The sequence below is a fragment of the [Muricauda] lutisoli (nom. illeg.) genome (genome assembly GCF_017313105.1).
Taxonomy (GTDB): domain Bacteria; phylum Bacteroidota; class Bacteroidia; order Flavobacteriales; family Flavobacteriaceae; genus Flagellimonas; species Flagellimonas lutisoli.
Genome location: NZ_JAFLND010000002.1, coordinates 318,557 through 335,744, shown reverse-complemented (window position 1 = coordinate 335,744; position 17,188 = coordinate 318,557). Strand labels below are relative to the sequence as shown.

The following is a 17,188-nucleotide window of genomic DNA, read 5'->3' as shown; positions in this document are numbered from 1 at the left end:
TTAAACATAACATCAAAAATGAATAAAAGTGCAATGGCAAAACTTTGTGTTTTGCTTTTTGGGACCACTGTGTCCTTCGCGCAGGTTTCGAATGCGCAAGATTCCCTATCAAAAAAACCGGTACAATTGGATGGGGTACTGGTGGAAGGGAAAAGTAAATCGGACCCGGTTTTTTCCACTTTTAAAAGTGAACCGGAGAAGAAAATCGTTCAATCCAAAAATGTAGCCGACCTTTTTAAGGACATTAATGGCTTTAACCTGATCAAACGGGGCAACTACGCCATGGACCCTTCGTTCCGCGCTTCGCAATATGAACAGTTAAATGTCCAGTTCAATGGAGGAACCAAAGTAATGCATGCATGCCCCAACCGTATGGACCCCATAACCACCCATGTGACCCCCGAGGAGATAGAACGGGTAGAAGTAGTTAAAGGGCCATATACCTTTAGATATGGGCCCACCTTTGGTGGCATTGTGAATTTGGTGACCCAAGAAGTGGAGAAACAAGAAAAGGGGTATCATGGCAAAGTCAACTTTGGCGGTGAGAACAACGGTAATGCCATTACCAGTTTTGCCAACCTTACATATGTTGGTGAAGATTTTGATGCCAATCTCAATTTCGGATTCCGGGATTTTGGCAACTACGAAGATGGTGATGGAAACGAGGTACCGTCATCGTTTAAAAGCACCGATTATGGGGTTCGGTTAGGATATGATCCAACAGATAACCAAAGAATCCAGATAGGGTTTAGGCAATCTTTTGGTCGTGATGTACTGCATGCTGGTTTGCCCATGGATACAGAGGAAGATAACAGTAACGTACTTTCTGTCGATTATAAGCTGGATAATATTTCTGATGGATTAAAAACCTTGAGCGCAAAGGTTTATCGTTCCAAGGTAGACCATGTAATGACGAATGAACTAAGACCGTCTTTTATGATGACAGAGGCGGTATCAGAAGTTGATGCCCTTACTGTTGGTGGTAGGGTCGAACTCGAGTGGAGACCTATTGAAGATTTAAAACTCTATACTGGGATTGATGCATTTTTGGTGGGAAGAACGGGAAATAGAACACGTCTGGTAAAAAGAAACATGAACGGTGATCTATTGCCTGCCCCAATGGAATTTGTGGATGAGGTATGGCAAGATTCCCAAATTGATGATTATGGAGCATTTGTGGAGGGTAAATACCCCTTATCGCAAAAGTTTTTGTTGAACGTGGGTGCAAGGTACGATCTGGTACATTCAAAAATTGATGCGCCAGCCGATGATTTTGTGGCCGAATATCCCGATTTGGATAATCGTACAGAGCACAATTTTAGTACAACGGCATCCATAAAATATATGGCTTCATCCAATCTTTTGTTTGAATTGGCTTATGGTAGAGGTGTGCGATCTGCCAACATGATAGAAAGATTCATTAACCATTTTACAGTGGGTCAGGACCCCTACGAATATGTGGGCAACCCTTATTTGGATGCCGAAGTGAACAATCAATTTGAGTTGGGGGTAAAGGCAAACGTGGATTTTGATGGCTATGCAATCAACGGACTGGATTATGGAGCATCGATTTATTATTCCATTTACGACAATTACATTGTTGCCGTGATAGATCCGTCATTGGATAAAAAGTACATGCCCATGGCCGAACCTACCGATGTAAAAAGGTTCACAAACCTAAATGAAGCCTACAAAACTGGTTTTGAAGTATTCGGGGAATTGGCCTTTTTGGAAGATTTTGCCTTTAAAACAGAGTTGTCCTATGTGTATGCAAAAAATCAGGATTTAGATGAATCCCTTCCTTTGACCCCTCCTTTGGTAACGCGTTTTAACCTCAGTTTTGAAAAAGAGAAAATATGGGCCAGAGCTACCTACACCATTACCTCTGAACAATCGGATATTGCGCTTTCTTTTGGGGAACAAACAACGGATGGCTATGGGGTAATGGATTTGCGTTTTGGAGCAAAGCCCTTTGAACATTTGACGCTTGGTGTTGCGGCATCCAATATTTTTGATGTGACCTACAACAACCACTTGAATTTTTCTTTTGTGAACCAAGCGGATTATGGTAGAGTGCCCATTAACGATCCAGGAAGAAATCTATCGGCATTTATACAATACAGTTTTTAGTAATTTCGAGAACAATAAAAAAGGCGCTCGTTTAGAGCGCCTTTTTTGCTTTAAAAAGAATGGTATTATTTAAAATCAGAGGCTTCAACTCCTTCGTTAACCTTGATTTCTTTTACAATAAACTCCATGTTCTGAGGTCCCATGGTCTGCATTAACTTGAAAGGAAATTTAATTCCGGATACTTCTTGATAGTCACCATACCCCAAAGTGCTGGTCATTTGTTGGCCTTGAACTTCTTGGGTGTTTATTTCCTGTACCTTGAGTCCGGTTTCCACATCGTAGAATGCGGTTTTGCTATCACTTATTTTCAACTTATAGGCTTTTTTATCACCCACAGGCTCAATGCCTTCAAGTGCAATATCTCCTGCGGCCAAGTAGTTGAGTTCCGGGAAAGCGGCAGATTCTTCCTTGATTTTTGCAATCTCTTCAGGAGAAAGATCCTTGCGCTGGCCTTGAACTACCATATAGCCCGAGTCGCCATCCAGTACTTGTTTTTGCATGGAGTTGCCCATTACTTTTACGTCTTGCATAAACTGATCTTGAGACGTTTTCTTCATTTCAAGCTCTAACTTCATGCCCTGCATTTCAGCTTCGGCCATCATGGAATAAGAATCCACACCTTCAAGTTTCGATTTGCCTCCAATGGCCTCAATATACTTTTCCAATACGGATGTTGCGTCTACACCTTCGGGTACGGCAGCATTATAATCGGGTTTTTCCGTTTTGTTCGCATACTTGTCATAGTAAAGTACAGGAACATCTTTTCCATTGAAACTGACCTTTTCCAAGTTTTCCAAAACGTCACTACCTTTTCCTGTTACCACCACACGGGCATTGGTAGTGGAAAAGTGTTTTTCGGCGGCCTTTTGTACGTCTTCTTTGGTTATGGCATCCAATCGCTCCAAATACGTTTCATAAAAATCTTTTGGAAGGCCTTCCGTTTCTATGTTTAAGGCATAATTTGCCACTGTTTCGGGTTTTTCCAGAGCCATTACAAAGCTTCCTGCGTATTTTGCCTTGGCGTTTGCCAATTCTTCATCGGAAACCGGCTCGGAAGTGATTTTTTGTATTTCTTTCAAAATTTCCACCACAGAGCTATCGGTAACAGCGTTTCTTACCTGTGCATAAGCGTTAAATCGCATGGGGCTGTATTTGTTCGCCCTGATTCCGGAATAAGACCCATAGGTATATCCTTTATCTTCTCTTAAATTTTGAAATAAGCGAGCCTGTCCGCCACCGCCTAGGATTCTGTTGGCCAAAAGAGCATCCAGGTAGTCCTCATCCTTCATTTTTAAGTTGGTTATGTTTTCCACGGCAACTTCCGATTGCACAGCGTTTGGCACATCAACAAAGTTGATTTGAGTATACTGTACATCTTTCGGGTCGGAGTAGGAAAGAGATGGAGGCACTGCCTTGGACCATGGCGTAAAGGCTTCGGTGACCAACTCTTTCACAGTTTCAAAATCAACATCACCGATTACCACCAAATAAGCATTGGCAGGTACAAAATAAGAGCGGTAGAACTGCTCTACATCAACCAGGGAAACATTGTTTACGGTTTCCTCGGTCATAAATTCGCCATAAGGGTGGTTTTTACCGTAGGCCAGGGCTGCCTGAACTCTATTGGCAATGGCGGAAACGTCTTTCTCTTCGGATTTGATTCCTGTGATCAGCTTTTCTTTTTCCTTTTCAAATTCTTCTTGCAGAAAGTCAGGGTTAAGTGCGGCATCGGCCATTAACTCTAAAATTCTAGGGAAATATTTGGACAGAGAACTGGCAAAAGCACTTTGTTCCCCAATGTAGATGTTGGCACCCAGAAAATCTACTTCCTCGTAAAATTCATCCTTTGGAATGTTTTTGGACCCTTTGCCCAACATACTTCCGGTAAGGGCGGATACCCCGGCTTTGTCGCCCTCCAAAATAGGTGGGTTGTCAATGGAAAGCTGAATACGGACCCTTGGCAATTTGTGGTTTTCCACCACGAGTACTTTCAAACCGTTTTTAAGTTCAAAACGGGCGGGCTCTTTTAAGTTGATTTTGGGAGCCGGTCCTGGTTCTGGCGGTGTACTCCGGTCTATTTGTGCAAATGTGGCTGTCATAAATAAAGACAGCGCTGCTAAAATTAAATACTTTTTCATCTTAATTAGCGTCTTTTTGTTCTGGTAAATACTCCAATTCGATACGTTGGTTCACCTTCAAATATTTTTTGGCCACTTCCATGATTTCTTCACGGGTAATGGAACGGTAAATGTCTATTTCTGAATTTATGAGGTCAGTATCATCCTTTAGCATATAGTTTTCAGCCAAAGAATTGGCGATACCCTCCACACTGCTATTGGCGTTCACAAATTGGTTTTCGAATTTGTTTTGAAGCTTTTGGTAATCTTTTTCGGAAATCAGTTCCATTTGAAGCTTCAAAATTTCTTCGTCAATCTCTTTTTTGATGTCCTGAATGGAATTGTCACCAACGGGGAGCCCCCCAACAATGTAAGAGCTGTAATCTTCAGCATCGATGGGCACAGAAAGTATCTGCAGGGCCATTTTTTTCTCGTCCACCAATTTTTTGTAAAGTTTGGAGCTTTCACCACTGCTCAAATAGGTGGAAATCATATTGATGACATAAGCATCTCGCTGGCCTTGCCCAGGCGTTCTGTATGCCAACAGGATTGCAGGAATTTGGATGTTGGGATCGTAATATTTCGCAAACTTGGTTTTGGTGATCGGCTCTTCCTCCACATTGGGTCTTTTTATTTCGGCACCTCTTGGGATCGGCCCAAAATAATCCTCGATCATTTTCTTGGTTTCATCGGTTTCAAAGTCTCCCGCTACCACCAGAACAGCGTTGTTGGGCACGTAAAACGTTTGGTTGAATTTTTTAAAATCGTCCAAAGTGGCACTGGCCAAATGATCAAAAGATCCGATAACCCCCCAGCGATATGGGTGGTTGGTATATAGATTTTTCAGGATCTCATTAAAAAAGGCACCGTAGGGAGAGTTATCTACCCGAAGTCTCTTTTCCTCTTGCACCACCTCTTTTTGGGTGTCCACCCCTACTTGTCCGATTATGGGGTGCATCAAACGTTCGGATTCCAACCAAAGTCCAACTTCCAAGCTATTGGATGGGAATACCTCATAATAATACGTGCGGTCCAAAAAGGTATTGGCATTGTGCCTTCCTCCGTTGGAAGCTACAATTTGGTCCCACTCACCACGCTCAATGTTTTTGGTCCCCTCGAACAGTAAATGTTCAAAAAAGTGGGCAAAACCCGTTTTCTCAGGGTCTTCGTCCTTAGATCCCACATGGTACATTACCGAAGTGGTTACTACTGGGGCCGAGTTGTCCTGGTGTAGGATCACGTGCAGCCCATTGTCCAGATCATACTCTTCATAAACTACCTCCTGTGCCGAAAGCAGCGTTATTCCGAAGAGCATTGCAAATGCAGAAAACAAATGTTTTTTCATGTTAATAGTCAGTATTTAAAAATTGATGTTGCTAAGAGGTTGGTATCGATTTAACGATTGATGTTACGCTAAATATAGAATATTTTCCTACGAGATGTAAATTTTAAAAAAGTCTTTAGAATTAAAGTATGGGATAATTCACAAACATTCAGTAAATTATACAATGAAACCAAAAAAAAGAGAATATGAAAAATTTAACCCTTCCTATCCGTTTCGGTATAGTCACCAGTGCTGTACTGATAGCGTATTTTTTGATTTTGGCCTTGATGGGAAAACATACCAATGTGTTCTACAGCTTATTTAATGGTGTAATTACCGGGTTTGGGATATACGAGACCATTAAGTATACCAAGATAAAACAAGGAAAGGACTTTAATTATGGAAAGGGGTTTACGGCAGGTATCACTACTGGCTTTGTCGCTACATTGCTGTTCACCATTTTCTTTGCCTTTTACGCGACAGAATTGGACACCACTTTTTTAGATAAACTTTCCAGCGCATGGTCGAGTGATTATAAAAACTTCCAGGGCATTGTCTTTTTTACTGTGGCCATTATGGGGTTTGCAACCACCTTGGTTTTGACCCTATCCTTTATGCAACTTTTTAAAACGAGCAACAACTCTAAAAAAATAATGGGTTAAATCGAGGAGGAATACTTGTAGATTAAGGATTTAGCAGTATATTTGCACCCGCTAATTTTGATAAAGCGCAGTAATTTTAATCTAATTAACGCATTATGTACGCAATTGTAGAGATGGCAGGGCAGCAATTTAAAGTTGCAAAAGACCAAAAAGTGTACGTTCACCGTTTGCAGGAAGATGAAGGTAAGAAAGTTACTTTCGACAAAGTTCTTCTTTTGGAAGACGGTGGTAACGTAACCATTGGCGCCCCGGTCATAGAAGGTGCGGCTGTTGAAGCCAAAGTAGTAAAACACCTTAAAGGAGATAAGGTAATCGTCTTTAAAAAGAAAAGACGTAAAGGTTACCGTAAGAAAAATGGTCACAGACAATATTTGACCGAGATTGTTGTTGAAGGTATTGTAGCAAAAGGTGCCAAGAAAGCGGCTCCTGCAAAAGCTAAAGCTGAGGATAAGCCTGCTGCAGAACCTAAAAAAGCAGAGAAAAAAGCGGCAACTCCTAAAAAAGAAGCTCCAAAAGCAACTGAGGATTTGAGTTCCAAAACGGTTGCCGAGTTGAAGGAAATGGCAAAGGCCAAAGAAATTACCGGTTATTCTTCCATGAAGAAAGCCGAGTTGATCGAAGCGTTAAGCAAATAAGAAAAGAACTAAAATTTATATATCATGGCTCACAAGAAAGGTGTAGGTAGTTCAAAAAACGGTAGAGAATCAGAATCGAAACGCTTAGGTGTTAAGATTTTTGGTGGTCAGGCAGCAACTGCTGGTAACATTATTGTAAGACAACGTGGTACCAAGCACAATCCTGGCGACAATGTATACGCAGGAAAAGACCATACCTTGCACGCCAAGGTAGATGGTATTGTTAAGTTTGAAAAGAAAGTTGGTGGTAAATCCTATGTTTCCATCGAACCTTTCGAAGCTTAATAAGTAACGATAATAGTTAAAAGAGGCCCCGCATTGCGGGGCCTCTTTTGTTTGCAATCATTTTTAATGGTTTCATAAATAAATGTGGGTATTGGGAGGAGTGATGATAGTTTTCTAGGACTTGGTCTAGAATGTAAGCTTTCGTTTTCGGGCGGTAATCTCCCAAGTATCTACTTTCTTACCGTTCTCGATTACCGAAACTTCATCGTGAAGGTTTATAGTGGGACAAATGTGATACGGAATGCCATATAGGACATCTCCAACCTTGCATTTGCCCCATTCTTTTATTTTGATGACCCCATGTTCTTCACTTTGCGAAACCAGTTCGTAGCCTTCAAGGTTCAAGAATTTGACCCTTTTGTCAATCGGGTTTTCCGCTGCTACCGATTTATGTCCTAAATCAACGGTAATGATTCCTTCCGTAGGTTTCGAAATAATTCGGGTAACCAAAAGGGCGGCGTGCTTAAAGTCCTGCTCCGTTAACTTTTCTCCATAACCCCAATCCCAAAGTACACAGGTGCCCGGGCTGGTAATCCTTTTTTCTTGTAAAGCATGCGAAGTAAAGGAAGGTGTTCCTCCACATATCAATTCCACCGCAGGATAATCCACTCTTAGCGCCGCAAAATAGGTTTCAACATCTTTCACCCCTTTTTCTATCTTTTCTTGCCTCGTTGTAAAATCTTTATCTCTTAAATGTCCGTCATAAGCATGTAACCCTTTAAAATGCAAAGACTTGCATATTTTTAAATACGCCACTAATTCGTCGAGCCCAGGGCCTATTTCAATGCCCGAACGGTTCATCCCGTTGTTTATATCAATATAAACGTCAACGGTAAGTCCCAGTTCCGCTGCTTTTTGATTTAAAAGTTCAGCACTGTCTACATTGTCCAAAATAGTTGAAAATTGGGTTCTGGGATAGTGCTTCACAAGAGCGAGGAAACGTTCTACTTTTGGACCGACCAATTGGTGGGCGATCAAAACGGATTTGGCCCCAACTTCTGCGGCAATCTCTGCTTCAGCAATGGTGGAGGCCTTAAAATTTGAGATGCCCAAAGCCAATAACAGCTCCATTACCTTGGGCATTTTGTTCGTTTTGATGTGGGGCATCAGGCGTTTGGTTTGGCCATCTACCAAGGAAATCATCTTTTGGATATTAAAGGATAAATGTTCCTTATATAAAGCAATTGATGGGGAGTCAACCGTTTCTATATTTTGTATTTCGTACCAGTTTTTCATGTCTATTCGGATTCAAGCGGGAATAAAGGTAGTGATCAAAGCGGAAAAAGTATGAAAATAGTTGCAACCGGATTTTTTCGTAGCTTTAAAAACACTAACTATAAATCTTTTATCATGAAAAAAATCATTATTTCTTCGTTGTTGGCTTGTTCTATCCTGTTTTCAAGCTGTTTGGGATCTTTTAGCGCGTTCAATAGCTTGAAGGATTGGAACCAAGGGCTTACGAATAGCAGATTTTTGGACAACCTTATTTTTTGGGGGCTTAACATTGTTCCTGTTTATGGATTATTTTTCTTGGGAGACACCATTATCTTCAACGTAATTGAGTTCTGGTCTGGATCTAACCCAATTGCCATGAAGGATGGTGAGTCTGAAACGCAAATGGTGGAACATGATGGCAATACTTTTGAGATGATTGCTACCAAGAACAGAATGCAGGTAACTGTAGTAGAAGGACCTAAAAAAGGTAAGAAGATTGATTTGGTATACAAACCAGATGAAAAATCCTGGAATGCAGTTCGCCCTAATGGAGAAATTATAAAGCTATCCTCTTTTGAAGAAGGGTTCTACATTGTTTACATGCCAAACGGTGAAGAAGTAAAAATAGACCCAATGAGTACAAGGGAAGAAGGATTGGCTTTGTTGGAAGAAAGCAAGACTTGCTTCTATGGCGAGACCTTATTGGCCGACTAATACAACTAATGTCCAATAAAAAAACCCATGGTTTTGACCATGGGTTTTTTGTTTTATAAAGCCTTTGTGCTTAGTATCGATAGTATTCAGGTTTAAAGGGACCTTCTACATTAACACCGATATAGTCTGCTTGCTCTTGCTTAAGTTCGGTCAACTCCGCACCTAAACGCGACAAGTGCAATTTGGCTACTTTTTCATCCAAATGTTTGGGCAACATATACACCTCATTGGCATATTTTTCGTTGTGGTTCCAAAGCTCTATTTGGGCCAAGGTCTGGTTGGTGAAGGAGTTGCTCATTACAAAACTTGGGTGTCCTGTAGCACAACCAAGGTTTACCAATCTACCTTCTGCCAAGATCACTACGTCTTTGCCATCAATGGTATATTTATCAACTTGTGGCTTAATTTCGTCTTTGGTGTCGCCATAATTCCCGTTCAACCAAGCCATATCTATTTCATTATCAAAATGACCGATGTTACAAACAATGGCTTTGTCCTTCAAGGCTCGGAAATGTTCTTCACGGATAATGTCCTTATTCCCTGTTGAAGTGATTACGATATCCGCATTGGATATCACGGTTTCCAGCTTTTTAACTTCAAAACCGTCCATACAGGCTTGTAGGGCACAAATAGGATCAATTTCCGTAACGGTAACAATGGCCCCTGCTCCACGGAATGATGCTGCGGTACCTTTTCCAACATCCCCATAACCTGCAACCACCACACGCTTACCTGCCAACATAGTGTCGGTTGCCCTTCGAATGGCATCCACGGCACTTTCACGACATCCATATTTGTTGTCAAACTTGGATTTGGTCACGGAATCGTTCACGTTAATGGCCGGCATGGGCAATGTTCCTTTCTTCATTCTTTCGTACAAGCGGTGTACTCCCGTAGTGGTTTCCTCGGAAAGTCCTTTAATGCCCGTTGCCAATTCTGGGTACTGGTCCAAAACCATATTGGTAAGGTCACCTCCATCGTCCAAGATCATGTTCAATGGCTTTCTGTCCTCTCCAAAGAACAAGGTTTGCTCAATACACCAATCAAATTCCTCCTCGTTCATGCCTTTCCATGCGTAGACTGGGATACCAGCTGCTGCGATTGCGGCTGCGGCATGGTCTTGAGTGGAAAAGATATTACAGGAGCTCCAAGTTACTTCGGCTCCAAGGGCTACCAACGTCTCGATCAAGACTGCAGTTTGAATGGTCATGTGAAGACAACCGGCAATCCTGGCACCTTTTAAAGGTTGTTGGCTACCGTATTCTTCACGTAAGGCCATAAGCCCTGGCATTTCAGCCTCGGCAAGCTCAATTTCTTTCCTTCCCCAATCTGCAAGTGAGATATCCTTAACCTTGTAAGGAACATACGGAATTGTCTTTGTGCTCATACTTTTTATAAATTTACTTTTGTAGCTTCGCTTAAACAGTGCACAAAGATACGAATTCACTTAACTTTTGTTGATGCCCGTTTACAAAACAATAACAGTTTCCCCGACCACTTCCGTTTATATCTGGAAGGTGACTGAGCCAGAGATTGAACTTGCTAAGGATGTGGAGCTTACGGAGCACTGCCAAAACCGTATGGACGGGATGAAATCGGAAGCACACCGAAGGGCTTTTTTAAGTATCCGTCATCTTATGGCGGAGGCGGGTTATGTAGATCACGACCTGTATTATGATGACTTTGGAAAACCGCACCTTAAAGATGGGAAATATATTTCCATTACACATTCGCACAACTTTACGGGCATAATTATAAGCGAAACCGATGAGGTAGGCATCGATATTGAGATGCAGCGAGATAAAATTCTTAGGATCGCCCACAAATTTACGCCGATTCAAGAATACAAAACCCTGGCCAATACCGAGGCCTTGATGCGAAAATTGACCATTGTTTGGGGAGCCAAGGAGTCCCTGTACAAGATTTATGCACAACGAGGGTTGAGTTTTCTAAGGCATATCAATGTTATCGATTTCTCTTTCGAGGATACGCGAACAGTGGCAGAAATCATGTATCAAGGAAAAAAATCGCATTACGAAGTTCAATTCATGGAGTTTGAAGGATTTACTTGTGTGTATGCCTTAAAAATGATGGGAGGATGATGATTCCTTTTCGTAGTTTTACCCTGAAATTATAACTGACCATGAAAATATCCGTTGAACTTACTTTGTCTCCCCTTCAGGACGATTTTGAAGCGCCAATCATTGACTTTATCAAAAAGTTGCGCGATTCTGGACTTGCCATTTTGGAAAACCCCTTGAGCACGCAGGTTTTTGGTGATTATGATAAGGTGATGGAATTGCTCAATTCCGAGATCAAAGAAAGTTTTGAGAATTTGGACCATGTGGTACTCACCATGAAAGTGGTAAAATCCGACCGAAGCGAATATGAACCCCATTTTTGATTTTTTCCTCGGTCCCTACGAAGACCGGGAACTATCCCTGATCATTCTTGAGGCCACGGCTTTTTTCTTCGGGATAGCCAGTGTGGTCTACGCCAAAAGGGAAGATATTTTAGTATATCCAACAGGTTTGGTCGCTACGGTGATAACCACCTATATATTTCTTGTAGACCGCCTTTACGGCGATATGATGATGAACTTCTACTATTCCATCATGAGTATTTACGGATGGTGGAATTGGGCTAGAAGAAAAGACAATAGGGAGCATATAGTCCATGTTTCGAGAACCAGTACCAAGGAAAAATGGGTGGGCTTGGGCTTTTTTCTGCTTACGATGTTGGTTACCTACGGAGTGTACAAAGCATTTGGTGCAGAAATCGGTCCTACCAATTATGTGGATATTTTTACCTCGGGCGTTTTCTTTACCGCGATGTGGTATATGGCCAATAAAAAATTGGAAAACTGGACGCTTTGGATTTTGGGTGATTTAATAACCGTACCTTTGTATGCCTATAGGGGATGGGGAATGTTCTCTTTACAATACCTCATTTTTACTGTTCTAGCTATACAGGGATATCTAGCATGGAAGAAAAACTTGGCCAACAGCCCACAAACCTCATAAAAGTCGTCCTTTTTGGACCGGAATCAACGGGCAAGACAACATTGTCCAAACAATTGGCGGAACATTACCGGACCGAATGGGTGCCCGAATATGCCCGTGAATATCTTCAGGATAAATGGGATAGGGAGCAAAAAACCTGCGAGCCACACGATTTGTTGCCCATTGCTTATGGACAAATGCGGTTGGAGAACCAATTGGCAAAAAAAGCCAATAAAGTGCTTATCTGTGATACCGATCTTTTGGAGACCAAGGTGTACTCCGAAGCATATTATGACAGTACCTGTGATCCGCTTATAGAAAAATATGCCCTACAAAACACCTACGACCTATACTTCTTAACGTACATTGATACGCCTTGGGTCGCGGACGATTTACGCGACAAACCGGACGAAAGAGAACGAATGTTTGCGCATTTCAAGGATGCATTGGAGAAAAATAACAGGAAATTCATTAATTTAAGGGGGGATAAAGCGTCAAGGCTTTCCACAGCAATAGAACACATAGATAAACTTCTCCAAAAACATGATCGAATTAAGTCCTAAAGACTTGGAACAACTGGATTCCAAAGGAATTTCAAAAGAAAAAGTAGAAAATCAAATACAAACATTCAAAGAAGGTATCCCTTTTGTGACCCTCTCGCAGGCCGCAGTGGTTGGCAACGGGATACTTCGGTTCTCGGAAAAGGAGCAGCTGGATCTTCTCCAATATTTTGAAGACCACAGGGGAAACCTTGATTTATTAAAGTTTGTACCCGCTTCAGGAGCGGCATCCAGGATGTTCAAGGCGATGTTCAATTTCCTGGACAGCTATGACCCATCAAAAGAAAAACTATCCGAATACCTAGAACGCACGGGTGATACCGATGCGAAAAAGTTTACTGAAAATCTTTCCGATTTTCCCTTTTATGATTTGATCATGTCCAGAATAGAGGGCAAAGCCTCCAGCAAGGATGAAGAAGCCTATCTTTTTGTAAAGGAAATGTTGATGGAGAGCGGTCTTAACTACGGATTTTATCCCAAAGGCCTTTTGCCATTCCATAAATATGATACAGGTACGGCAACCCCGTTCGAGGAACATTTAAAAGAAGCAGCTCTCTATGCCAAAACAAAGGGTAAAGCCAATCTTCATTTTACCGTATCGGAACAGCACGATGAGATGTTTGCCAAAGAAGAAGCATTGGTAGGTCCAAAAGTATCGAAGAAAACAGATACCAAGTTCGACATATCTTACTCCAATCAAAAACCTTCCACCGATACCATTGCGGTGGATATGGACAACAAGCCCTTCAAAAACAGCGATGGTTCCATTTTGTTCCGTCCCGGGGGACATGGGGCACTGATTGAAAACCTGAACGATCAGGATGCTGATATCATCTTCATCAAGAATATAGACAATGTGGTGATCGATAAAAATTTGGAGACCGTGTCCAACAGTAAAAAAATGTTGGCGGGCGTTCTTAAAAAAGTCCAGGATAAAGCCTTTGCATATGCCAAGCTTTTAGAGGGCGATGTGTCTATAGAAAAGGCTGATGAGATAAAGGCATTTTTAGAAAAAGACCTCAATGTGCGCATGCCCAATAATTATGATGGTTTAAGTGTAGATGAGCAAAAATCGGTTTTGAAGGACAGCATTGATCGGCCGATTCGCATTTGTGGAATGGTAAAGAACGAAGGAGAGCCTGGAGGAGGTCCTTTTTGGATCAAAGATGCCGATGGCAACATTTCCCTTCAAATAATTGAGTCCGCCCAGATTGATATGGATGATAAGGAACAAGCTGCAATTATGCAAAATGCGACACATTTCAATCCAGTAGACTTGGTATGTGGCGTTCGAAACCACAAAGGGGAAAAGTTCAATCTTTTGGATTATGTAGATCCAAAGCAAGGTTTCATCACCGGGAAAACCAAAGAAGGAAAGGAACTGAAAGCATTGGAGCTACCAGGTTTGTGGAACGGTGCCATGGCTTTTTGGAATACCATTTTTGTGGAAGTGCCCTTGGTCACCTTTAACCCGGTAAAAACGGTTAACGACCTTTTAAAACCAACGCATCAAGCTTAAAAACCAAGAAACAATAAATTGAACCCACTTTCATAAGTGGGTTTTTTTATTGCCAAATGTGACCTGTTAATAAAAAGTGTGTCTTACAAGTATATTCGAAATTGTTTTCGATGACATGATTAAATTTTGATGATCCTTGCGGGTTGTCTCAACTAGGTTGGTTGATTTGGTAAGAGGCCGTGCATTTTGTACGGCTTTCTTTTCGTAAGGTCCGAAAACTATAGGCAACAGCATAAATATGTTTTATAAAATAGTCCTGTTTTTCAATCTGTTATCGCTGGTGTTGGCACTTTATATTTTAATATCATACTTGAGAAACAGAAACAGAAACAGAAACAGGAACAAGAATATAAAAAATCAGGATAATGCTATGTAAACACTAACCACGTATTATCCATTTCTGCCAATCTGTACCATGGTCTTTTTTCCTTGTGACCATTTATTGGCAATAATGAGAGGCTGCTTTGGCAGCCTCTCTTTTTTTAGCTGATTTTTTTATGAAAATCAATTAGCGCACCTTACATTTGTCGCATCTCAAAGGGGTGCTTTTTACCAAAAAGGCTGAGATTATACCCAATGAACCTGGGCGGGTAATGCTGCCAAGGGAATGCGCAAGCCGCATCTTGGAATTTCTATGTTTCTTTTAGAAACAACAATCAATTACTAACAAAGAATAATGACCCCTTTTATTCGTAACCTTTTTACGGATGAAACTCTATTCAATTATTCAAAAAAGAGCCTTTTCGGGCTCATTGCGACCGACGCAAAACAACCATCGTAATTACATTAAAAACTTATGCACAACAATGGCCTTTATTGGCGTGGCATTGACTGCCAGCGCACAAGAAGAACCCATTGACAGTCTTGAAGGCCAAAAAGTGGTACTTGATGAAGTATTGGTACAAGCCGTTAGGGTAACCAAGGATTTTCCGATCACTTTTTCCGATTTGGACAAGGTAGAGCTGGCACCACGGAACCTAGGTCAGGACATACCTATCTTGATGAACTTTATGCCAGCTGTAGTGACTACTTCCGATGCCGGTGCAGGAGTGGGCTACACAAGTATTAGGGTTCGTGGAAGCGATGCCACAAGGGTAAATGTGACCATCAATGGTGTGCCTTACAACGATGCCGAATCGCAGGGAACCTTTTGGGTGAACATGCCCGATTTTGCCTCCTCTACACAAAGTTTGCAGTTACAGCGTGGTGTAGGGACTTCCACAAATGGGGCAGGAGCCTTCGGGGCAAGCTTAAACATGCTAACGGATGCCTTTTCAGAAGAGGCTTATGCCACAATTTCGTCTTCTGTGGGCAGTTTTAATACGTTACGGAACAATATAAAGTTCAGTACAGGTTTGTTGAACGACCACTTTGAGTTTTCCGGGCGATTGTCGCGGGTAACTTCCGATGGTTATGTGGACAGGGCATCTTCAGAATTGGACGGCTATTTTCTTCAAGGTGTTTATAATGATGACAACACTTTGGTTAAAGCTTTGCTTTTTGGAGGGCACGAGATCACCTATCAAGCGTGGAACGGTATAACAGCAGATCAGTTGGAAAACGATCGTACCTATAATTCGGCAGGGGCGTACACCGATGATAACGGTAATACACAATTTTACGACAATGAAGTAGACAACTACAAGCAAGACCATTTTCAACTGCATTGGTACGAAACTTGGAACCCTGCTTGGGACACCCATTTGGCGGTGCACTACACCCGAGGTAGAGGCTTTTTTGAGCAATATAGGGAGGACGATGATTTTGCCACCTATGGTTTGGAACCGATTACGGTAAACGGTGAGTTGGTGGAAACCACAGATTTGATACGTCGCCGATGGTTGGACAATGATTTTTACGGAACCATTTTTTCAGCAACCTACAACAGTGACAATCTGGAACTGATTTTGGGAGGCGGTTATAACGAGTATAAGGGAGATCATTTTGGTGAAATTATTTGGGCCGAGTATGCCGGCAATAGCGAAATCAGGGACAGGTATTACGATGATACTTCCACCAAAACGGATTTCAACGTGTATACCAAGGCCAACTTTAAGTTAACAGATCAATGGTCTTTGTTCGGGGATGTCCAATATCGTGGGGTTACTTACCAGGCCAATGGTGATGATACAGGATTGGTAGATGATTCGTTCAACTTTTTTAATCCAAAGGCCGGAATCACCTTTGATTTGAACCGTAACAACAATTTCTATTTCTCTTATGCAAGGGCCAATCGCGAGCCTAATCGCAACGATTATGAGAGTGGAAGTCCAAAACCGGAAAAACTCAACGATTTTGAGCTGGGTTGGAGATATGTTTCACCAAGTTTTCAATTGAACACCAACGTGTACTACATGCGTTATAAAGATCAATTGGTGCTGACAGGGGAATTAAACGATGTTGGTGCTCCGTTAAGGTCCAATGTGGGCGACAGTTATCGCTTGGGTCTCGAAATCGAGGCTAATTTGAACATATCCAATTCGTTCCAATGGAGGCCTAACATTGCCTTGAGTGATAACAGAAACATTGATTTCTTTTTTGAGCGTGATGGAGAACTTCAAAATTTGGGGAATACACATATTGCTTATTCACCGCAACTAATTGCTGGCAATGTTATTTCTTATATGCCCAAGGAGAACTTTCAAGTCTCATTGTTGTCAAAGTTTGTTGGCAAGCAATATATGGGCAACATCGATTCCGAGACTTCCGTTTTGGACAGTTACACACAAACGGATTTCAATGTGCAGTATACCATCAACACCAATTCATTTGTAAAAAGTATTGTACTATCTGGTTTGGTGAACAACATTTTTGACGCCGACATTGTTTCCAACGGATATTTCTACACTTTTGATGATGACTACTCCAATCCTGGAACCATCACAACTATTGAAGGTACTGGATATTATCCTCAAGCAGGAATCAACTTCTTGTTAGGAGCAACAATTAATTTTTAAAGGGAAAAGCATCAGTTCGAGGAAAATCCAGAAGGGTTTTGCATAGGGAACCGTGTTTTAAGTCCTAT

The 17,188-nt window shown here is 41.6% G+C and carries 15 protein-coding genes; 11 read left to right on the top strand and 4 right to left on the bottom strand.

From position 1 onward, the window contains the following. Positions 1-18 precede the first annotated feature (18 nt). Positions 19-2,130 carry a TonB-dependent receptor domain-containing protein gene (locus J0X13_RS08820; protein WP_242535687.1) on the top strand — a complete coding sequence of 704 codons (2,112 nt, stop codon included), beginning with the start codon at positions 19-21 and terminating at the stop codon, positions 2,128-2,130. A gap of 65 nt (positions 2,131-2,195) precedes the next feature. Here J0X13_RS08820 and J0X13_RS08815 read toward each other — a convergent pair whose 3' ends face one another. Then, positions 2,196-4,268, bottom strand: coding sequence for a M16 family metallopeptidase (locus J0X13_RS08815; protein WP_207071082.1), 2,073 nt, complete (start codon positions 4,266-4,268; stop codon positions 2,196-2,198). 1 nt (position 4,269) lies between these two features. Then, complete coding sequence (locus J0X13_RS08810) at positions 4,270-5,592, bottom strand: M16 family metallopeptidase (RefSeq protein WP_207071081.1); 1,323 nt, start codon at positions 5,590-5,592, stop codon at positions 4,270-4,272. Positions 5,593-5,777: 185 nt separating this feature from the next. Here J0X13_RS08810 and J0X13_RS08805 point away from each other — a divergent pair, with 185 nt between their 5' ends. The 3 genes from J0X13_RS08805 to rpmA all read left to right on the top strand — a co-directional run bounded on the left by J0X13_RS08805 (position 5,778) and on the right by rpmA (position 7,153). Beyond that, positions 5,778-6,233, top strand: coding sequence for a DUF4199 domain-containing protein (locus J0X13_RS08805; RefSeq protein WP_207071080.1), 456 nt, complete (start codon positions 5,778-5,780; stop codon positions 6,231-6,233). A 95-nt stretch (positions 6,234-6,328) separates the two neighbouring features. Next, on the top strand, positions 6,329-6,868 hold the full coding sequence (gene rplU / locus J0X13_RS08800) for a 50S ribosomal protein L21 (RefSeq protein WP_207071079.1): 540 nt from the start codon (positions 6,329-6,331) through the stop codon (positions 6,866-6,868). A gap of 24 nt (positions 6,869-6,892) precedes the next feature. Continuing rightward, positions 6,893-7,153, top strand: a complete 261-nt coding sequence (rpmA, locus tag J0X13_RS08795) for a 50S ribosomal protein L27 (protein WP_207071078.1) — start codon at positions 6,893-6,895, stop codon at positions 7,151-7,153. 126 nt (positions 7,154-7,279) lie between these two features. Here rpmA and J0X13_RS08790 read toward each other — a convergent pair whose 3' ends face one another. Further along, positions 7,280-8,389 carry a D-TA family PLP-dependent enzyme gene (locus tag J0X13_RS08790; RefSeq protein ID WP_207071077.1) on the bottom strand — a complete coding sequence of 370 codons (1,110 nt, stop codon included), beginning with the start codon at positions 8,387-8,389 and terminating at the stop codon, positions 7,280-7,282. A gap of 114 nt (positions 8,390-8,503) precedes the next feature. Here J0X13_RS08790 and J0X13_RS08785 point away from each other — a divergent pair, with 114 nt between their 5' ends. Continuing rightward, a complete protein-coding gene (locus J0X13_RS08785) occupies positions 8,504-9,082 on the top strand; it encodes a DUF3332 domain-containing protein (RefSeq protein ID WP_207071076.1) in 579 nt (192 codons plus the stop codon). Positions 9,083-9,152: 70 nt separating this feature from the next. Here the strand turns inward: J0X13_RS08785 and ahcY are convergent, their stop codons facing one another. Beyond that, a complete protein-coding gene (ahcY, locus tag J0X13_RS08780) occupies positions 9,153-10,469 on the bottom strand; it encodes an adenosylhomocysteinase (RefSeq protein WP_207071075.1) in 1,317 nt (438 codons plus the stop codon). A 73-nt stretch (positions 10,470-10,542) separates the two neighbouring features. On the opposite strand from ahcY, the gene J0X13_RS08775 reads away from it, so the two are divergent. The 6 genes from J0X13_RS08775 (at position 10,543) to J0X13_RS08750 (ending at position 17,120) form a co-directional block, all read left to right on the top strand. Further along, a complete protein-coding gene (locus J0X13_RS08775) occupies positions 10,543-11,184 on the top strand; it encodes a 4'-phosphopantetheinyl transferase family protein (protein ID WP_207028146.1) in 642 nt (213 codons plus the stop codon). 41 nt (positions 11,185-11,225) lie between these two features. Next, positions 11,226-11,486 (top strand): YkoF family thiamine/hydroxymethylpyrimidine-binding protein, encoded by a 261-nt coding sequence (locus J0X13_RS08770; protein ID WP_207071074.1) that lies wholly within the window; start codon positions 11,226-11,228, stop codon positions 11,484-11,486. Continuing rightward, a complete protein-coding gene (pnuC, locus tag J0X13_RS08765; protein WP_207028142.1) occupies positions 11,470-12,105 on the top strand; it encodes a nicotinamide riboside transporter PnuC in 636 nt (211 codons plus the stop codon). Before J0X13_RS08770 ends, pnuC begins: the two co-directional genes overlap by 17 nt. Next, positions 12,066-12,647 (top strand): AAA family ATPase, encoded by a 582-nt coding sequence (locus tag J0X13_RS08760; protein WP_207071073.1) that lies wholly within the window; start codon positions 12,066-12,068, stop codon positions 12,645-12,647. Before pnuC ends, J0X13_RS08760 begins: the two co-directional genes overlap by 40 nt. After that, on the top strand, positions 12,628-14,163 hold the full coding sequence (locus J0X13_RS08755; RefSeq protein WP_207071072.1) for a DUF4301 family protein: 1,536 nt from the start codon (positions 12,628-12,630) through the stop codon (positions 14,161-14,163). The genes J0X13_RS08760 and J0X13_RS08755 overlap by 20 nt, the downstream gene beginning before the upstream one ends. Positions 14,164-14,870: 707 nt before the next feature. Then, positions 14,871-17,120: a TonB-dependent receptor gene (locus tag J0X13_RS08750; protein ID WP_242535686.1), complete on the top strand. Its 2,250-nt coding sequence runs from the start codon at positions 14,871-14,873 to the stop codon at positions 17,118-17,120. Positions 17,121-17,188: the final 68 nt, after the last annotated feature.

Coding starts and splice junctions, on each gene's coding strand:
- J0X13_RS08785 (WP_207071076.1), top strand. CDS start 8,504: ATGAAAAAAATCATTATTTCTTCGTTGTTGGCTTGTTCTATCCTGTTT.
- J0X13_RS08820 (WP_242535687.1), top strand. CDS start 19: ATGAATAAAAGTGCAATGGCAAAACTTTGTGTTTTGCTTTTTGGGACC.
- ahcY (WP_207071075.1), bottom strand. CDS start 10,469: ATGAGCACAAAGACAATTCCGTATGTTCCTTACAAGGTTAAGGATATC.
- pnuC (WP_207028142.1), top strand. CDS start 11,470: ATGAACCCCATTTTTGATTTTTTCCTCGGTCCCTACGAAGACCGGGAA.
- J0X13_RS08760 (WP_207071073.1), top strand. CDS start 12,066: ATGGAAGAAAAACTTGGCCAACAGCCCACAAACCTCATAAAAGTCGTC.
- rplU (WP_207071079.1), top strand. CDS start 6,329: ATGTACGCAATTGTAGAGATGGCAGGGCAGCAATTTAAAGTTGCAAAA.
- J0X13_RS08815 (WP_207071082.1), bottom strand. CDS start 4,268: ATGAAAAAGTATTTAATTTTAGCAGCGCTGTCTTTATTTATGACAGCC.
- J0X13_RS08775 (WP_207028146.1), top strand. CDS start 10,543: ATGCCCGTTTACAAAACAATAACAGTTTCCCCGACCACTTCCGTTTAT.
- J0X13_RS08790 (WP_207071077.1), bottom strand. CDS start 8,389: ATGAAAAACTGGTACGAAATACAAAATATAGAAACGGTTGACTCCCCA.
- J0X13_RS08805 (WP_207071080.1), top strand. CDS start 5,778: ATGAAAAATTTAACCCTTCCTATCCGTTTCGGTATAGTCACCAGTGCT.
- rpmA (WP_207071078.1), top strand. CDS start 6,893: ATGGCTCACAAGAAAGGTGTAGGTAGTTCAAAAAACGGTAGAGAATCA.
- J0X13_RS08750 (WP_242535686.1), top strand. CDS start 14,871: ATGAAACTCTATTCAATTATTCAAAAAAGAGCCTTTTCGGGCTCATTG.
- J0X13_RS08810 (WP_207071081.1), bottom strand. CDS start 5,592: ATGAAAAAACATTTGTTTTCTGCATTTGCAATGCTCTTCGGAATAACG.
- J0X13_RS08770 (WP_207071074.1), top strand. CDS start 11,226: ATGAAAATATCCGTTGAACTTACTTTGTCTCCCCTTCAGGACGATTTT.
- J0X13_RS08755 (WP_207071072.1), top strand. CDS start 12,628: ATGATCGAATTAAGTCCTAAAGACTTGGAACAACTGGATTCCAAAGGA.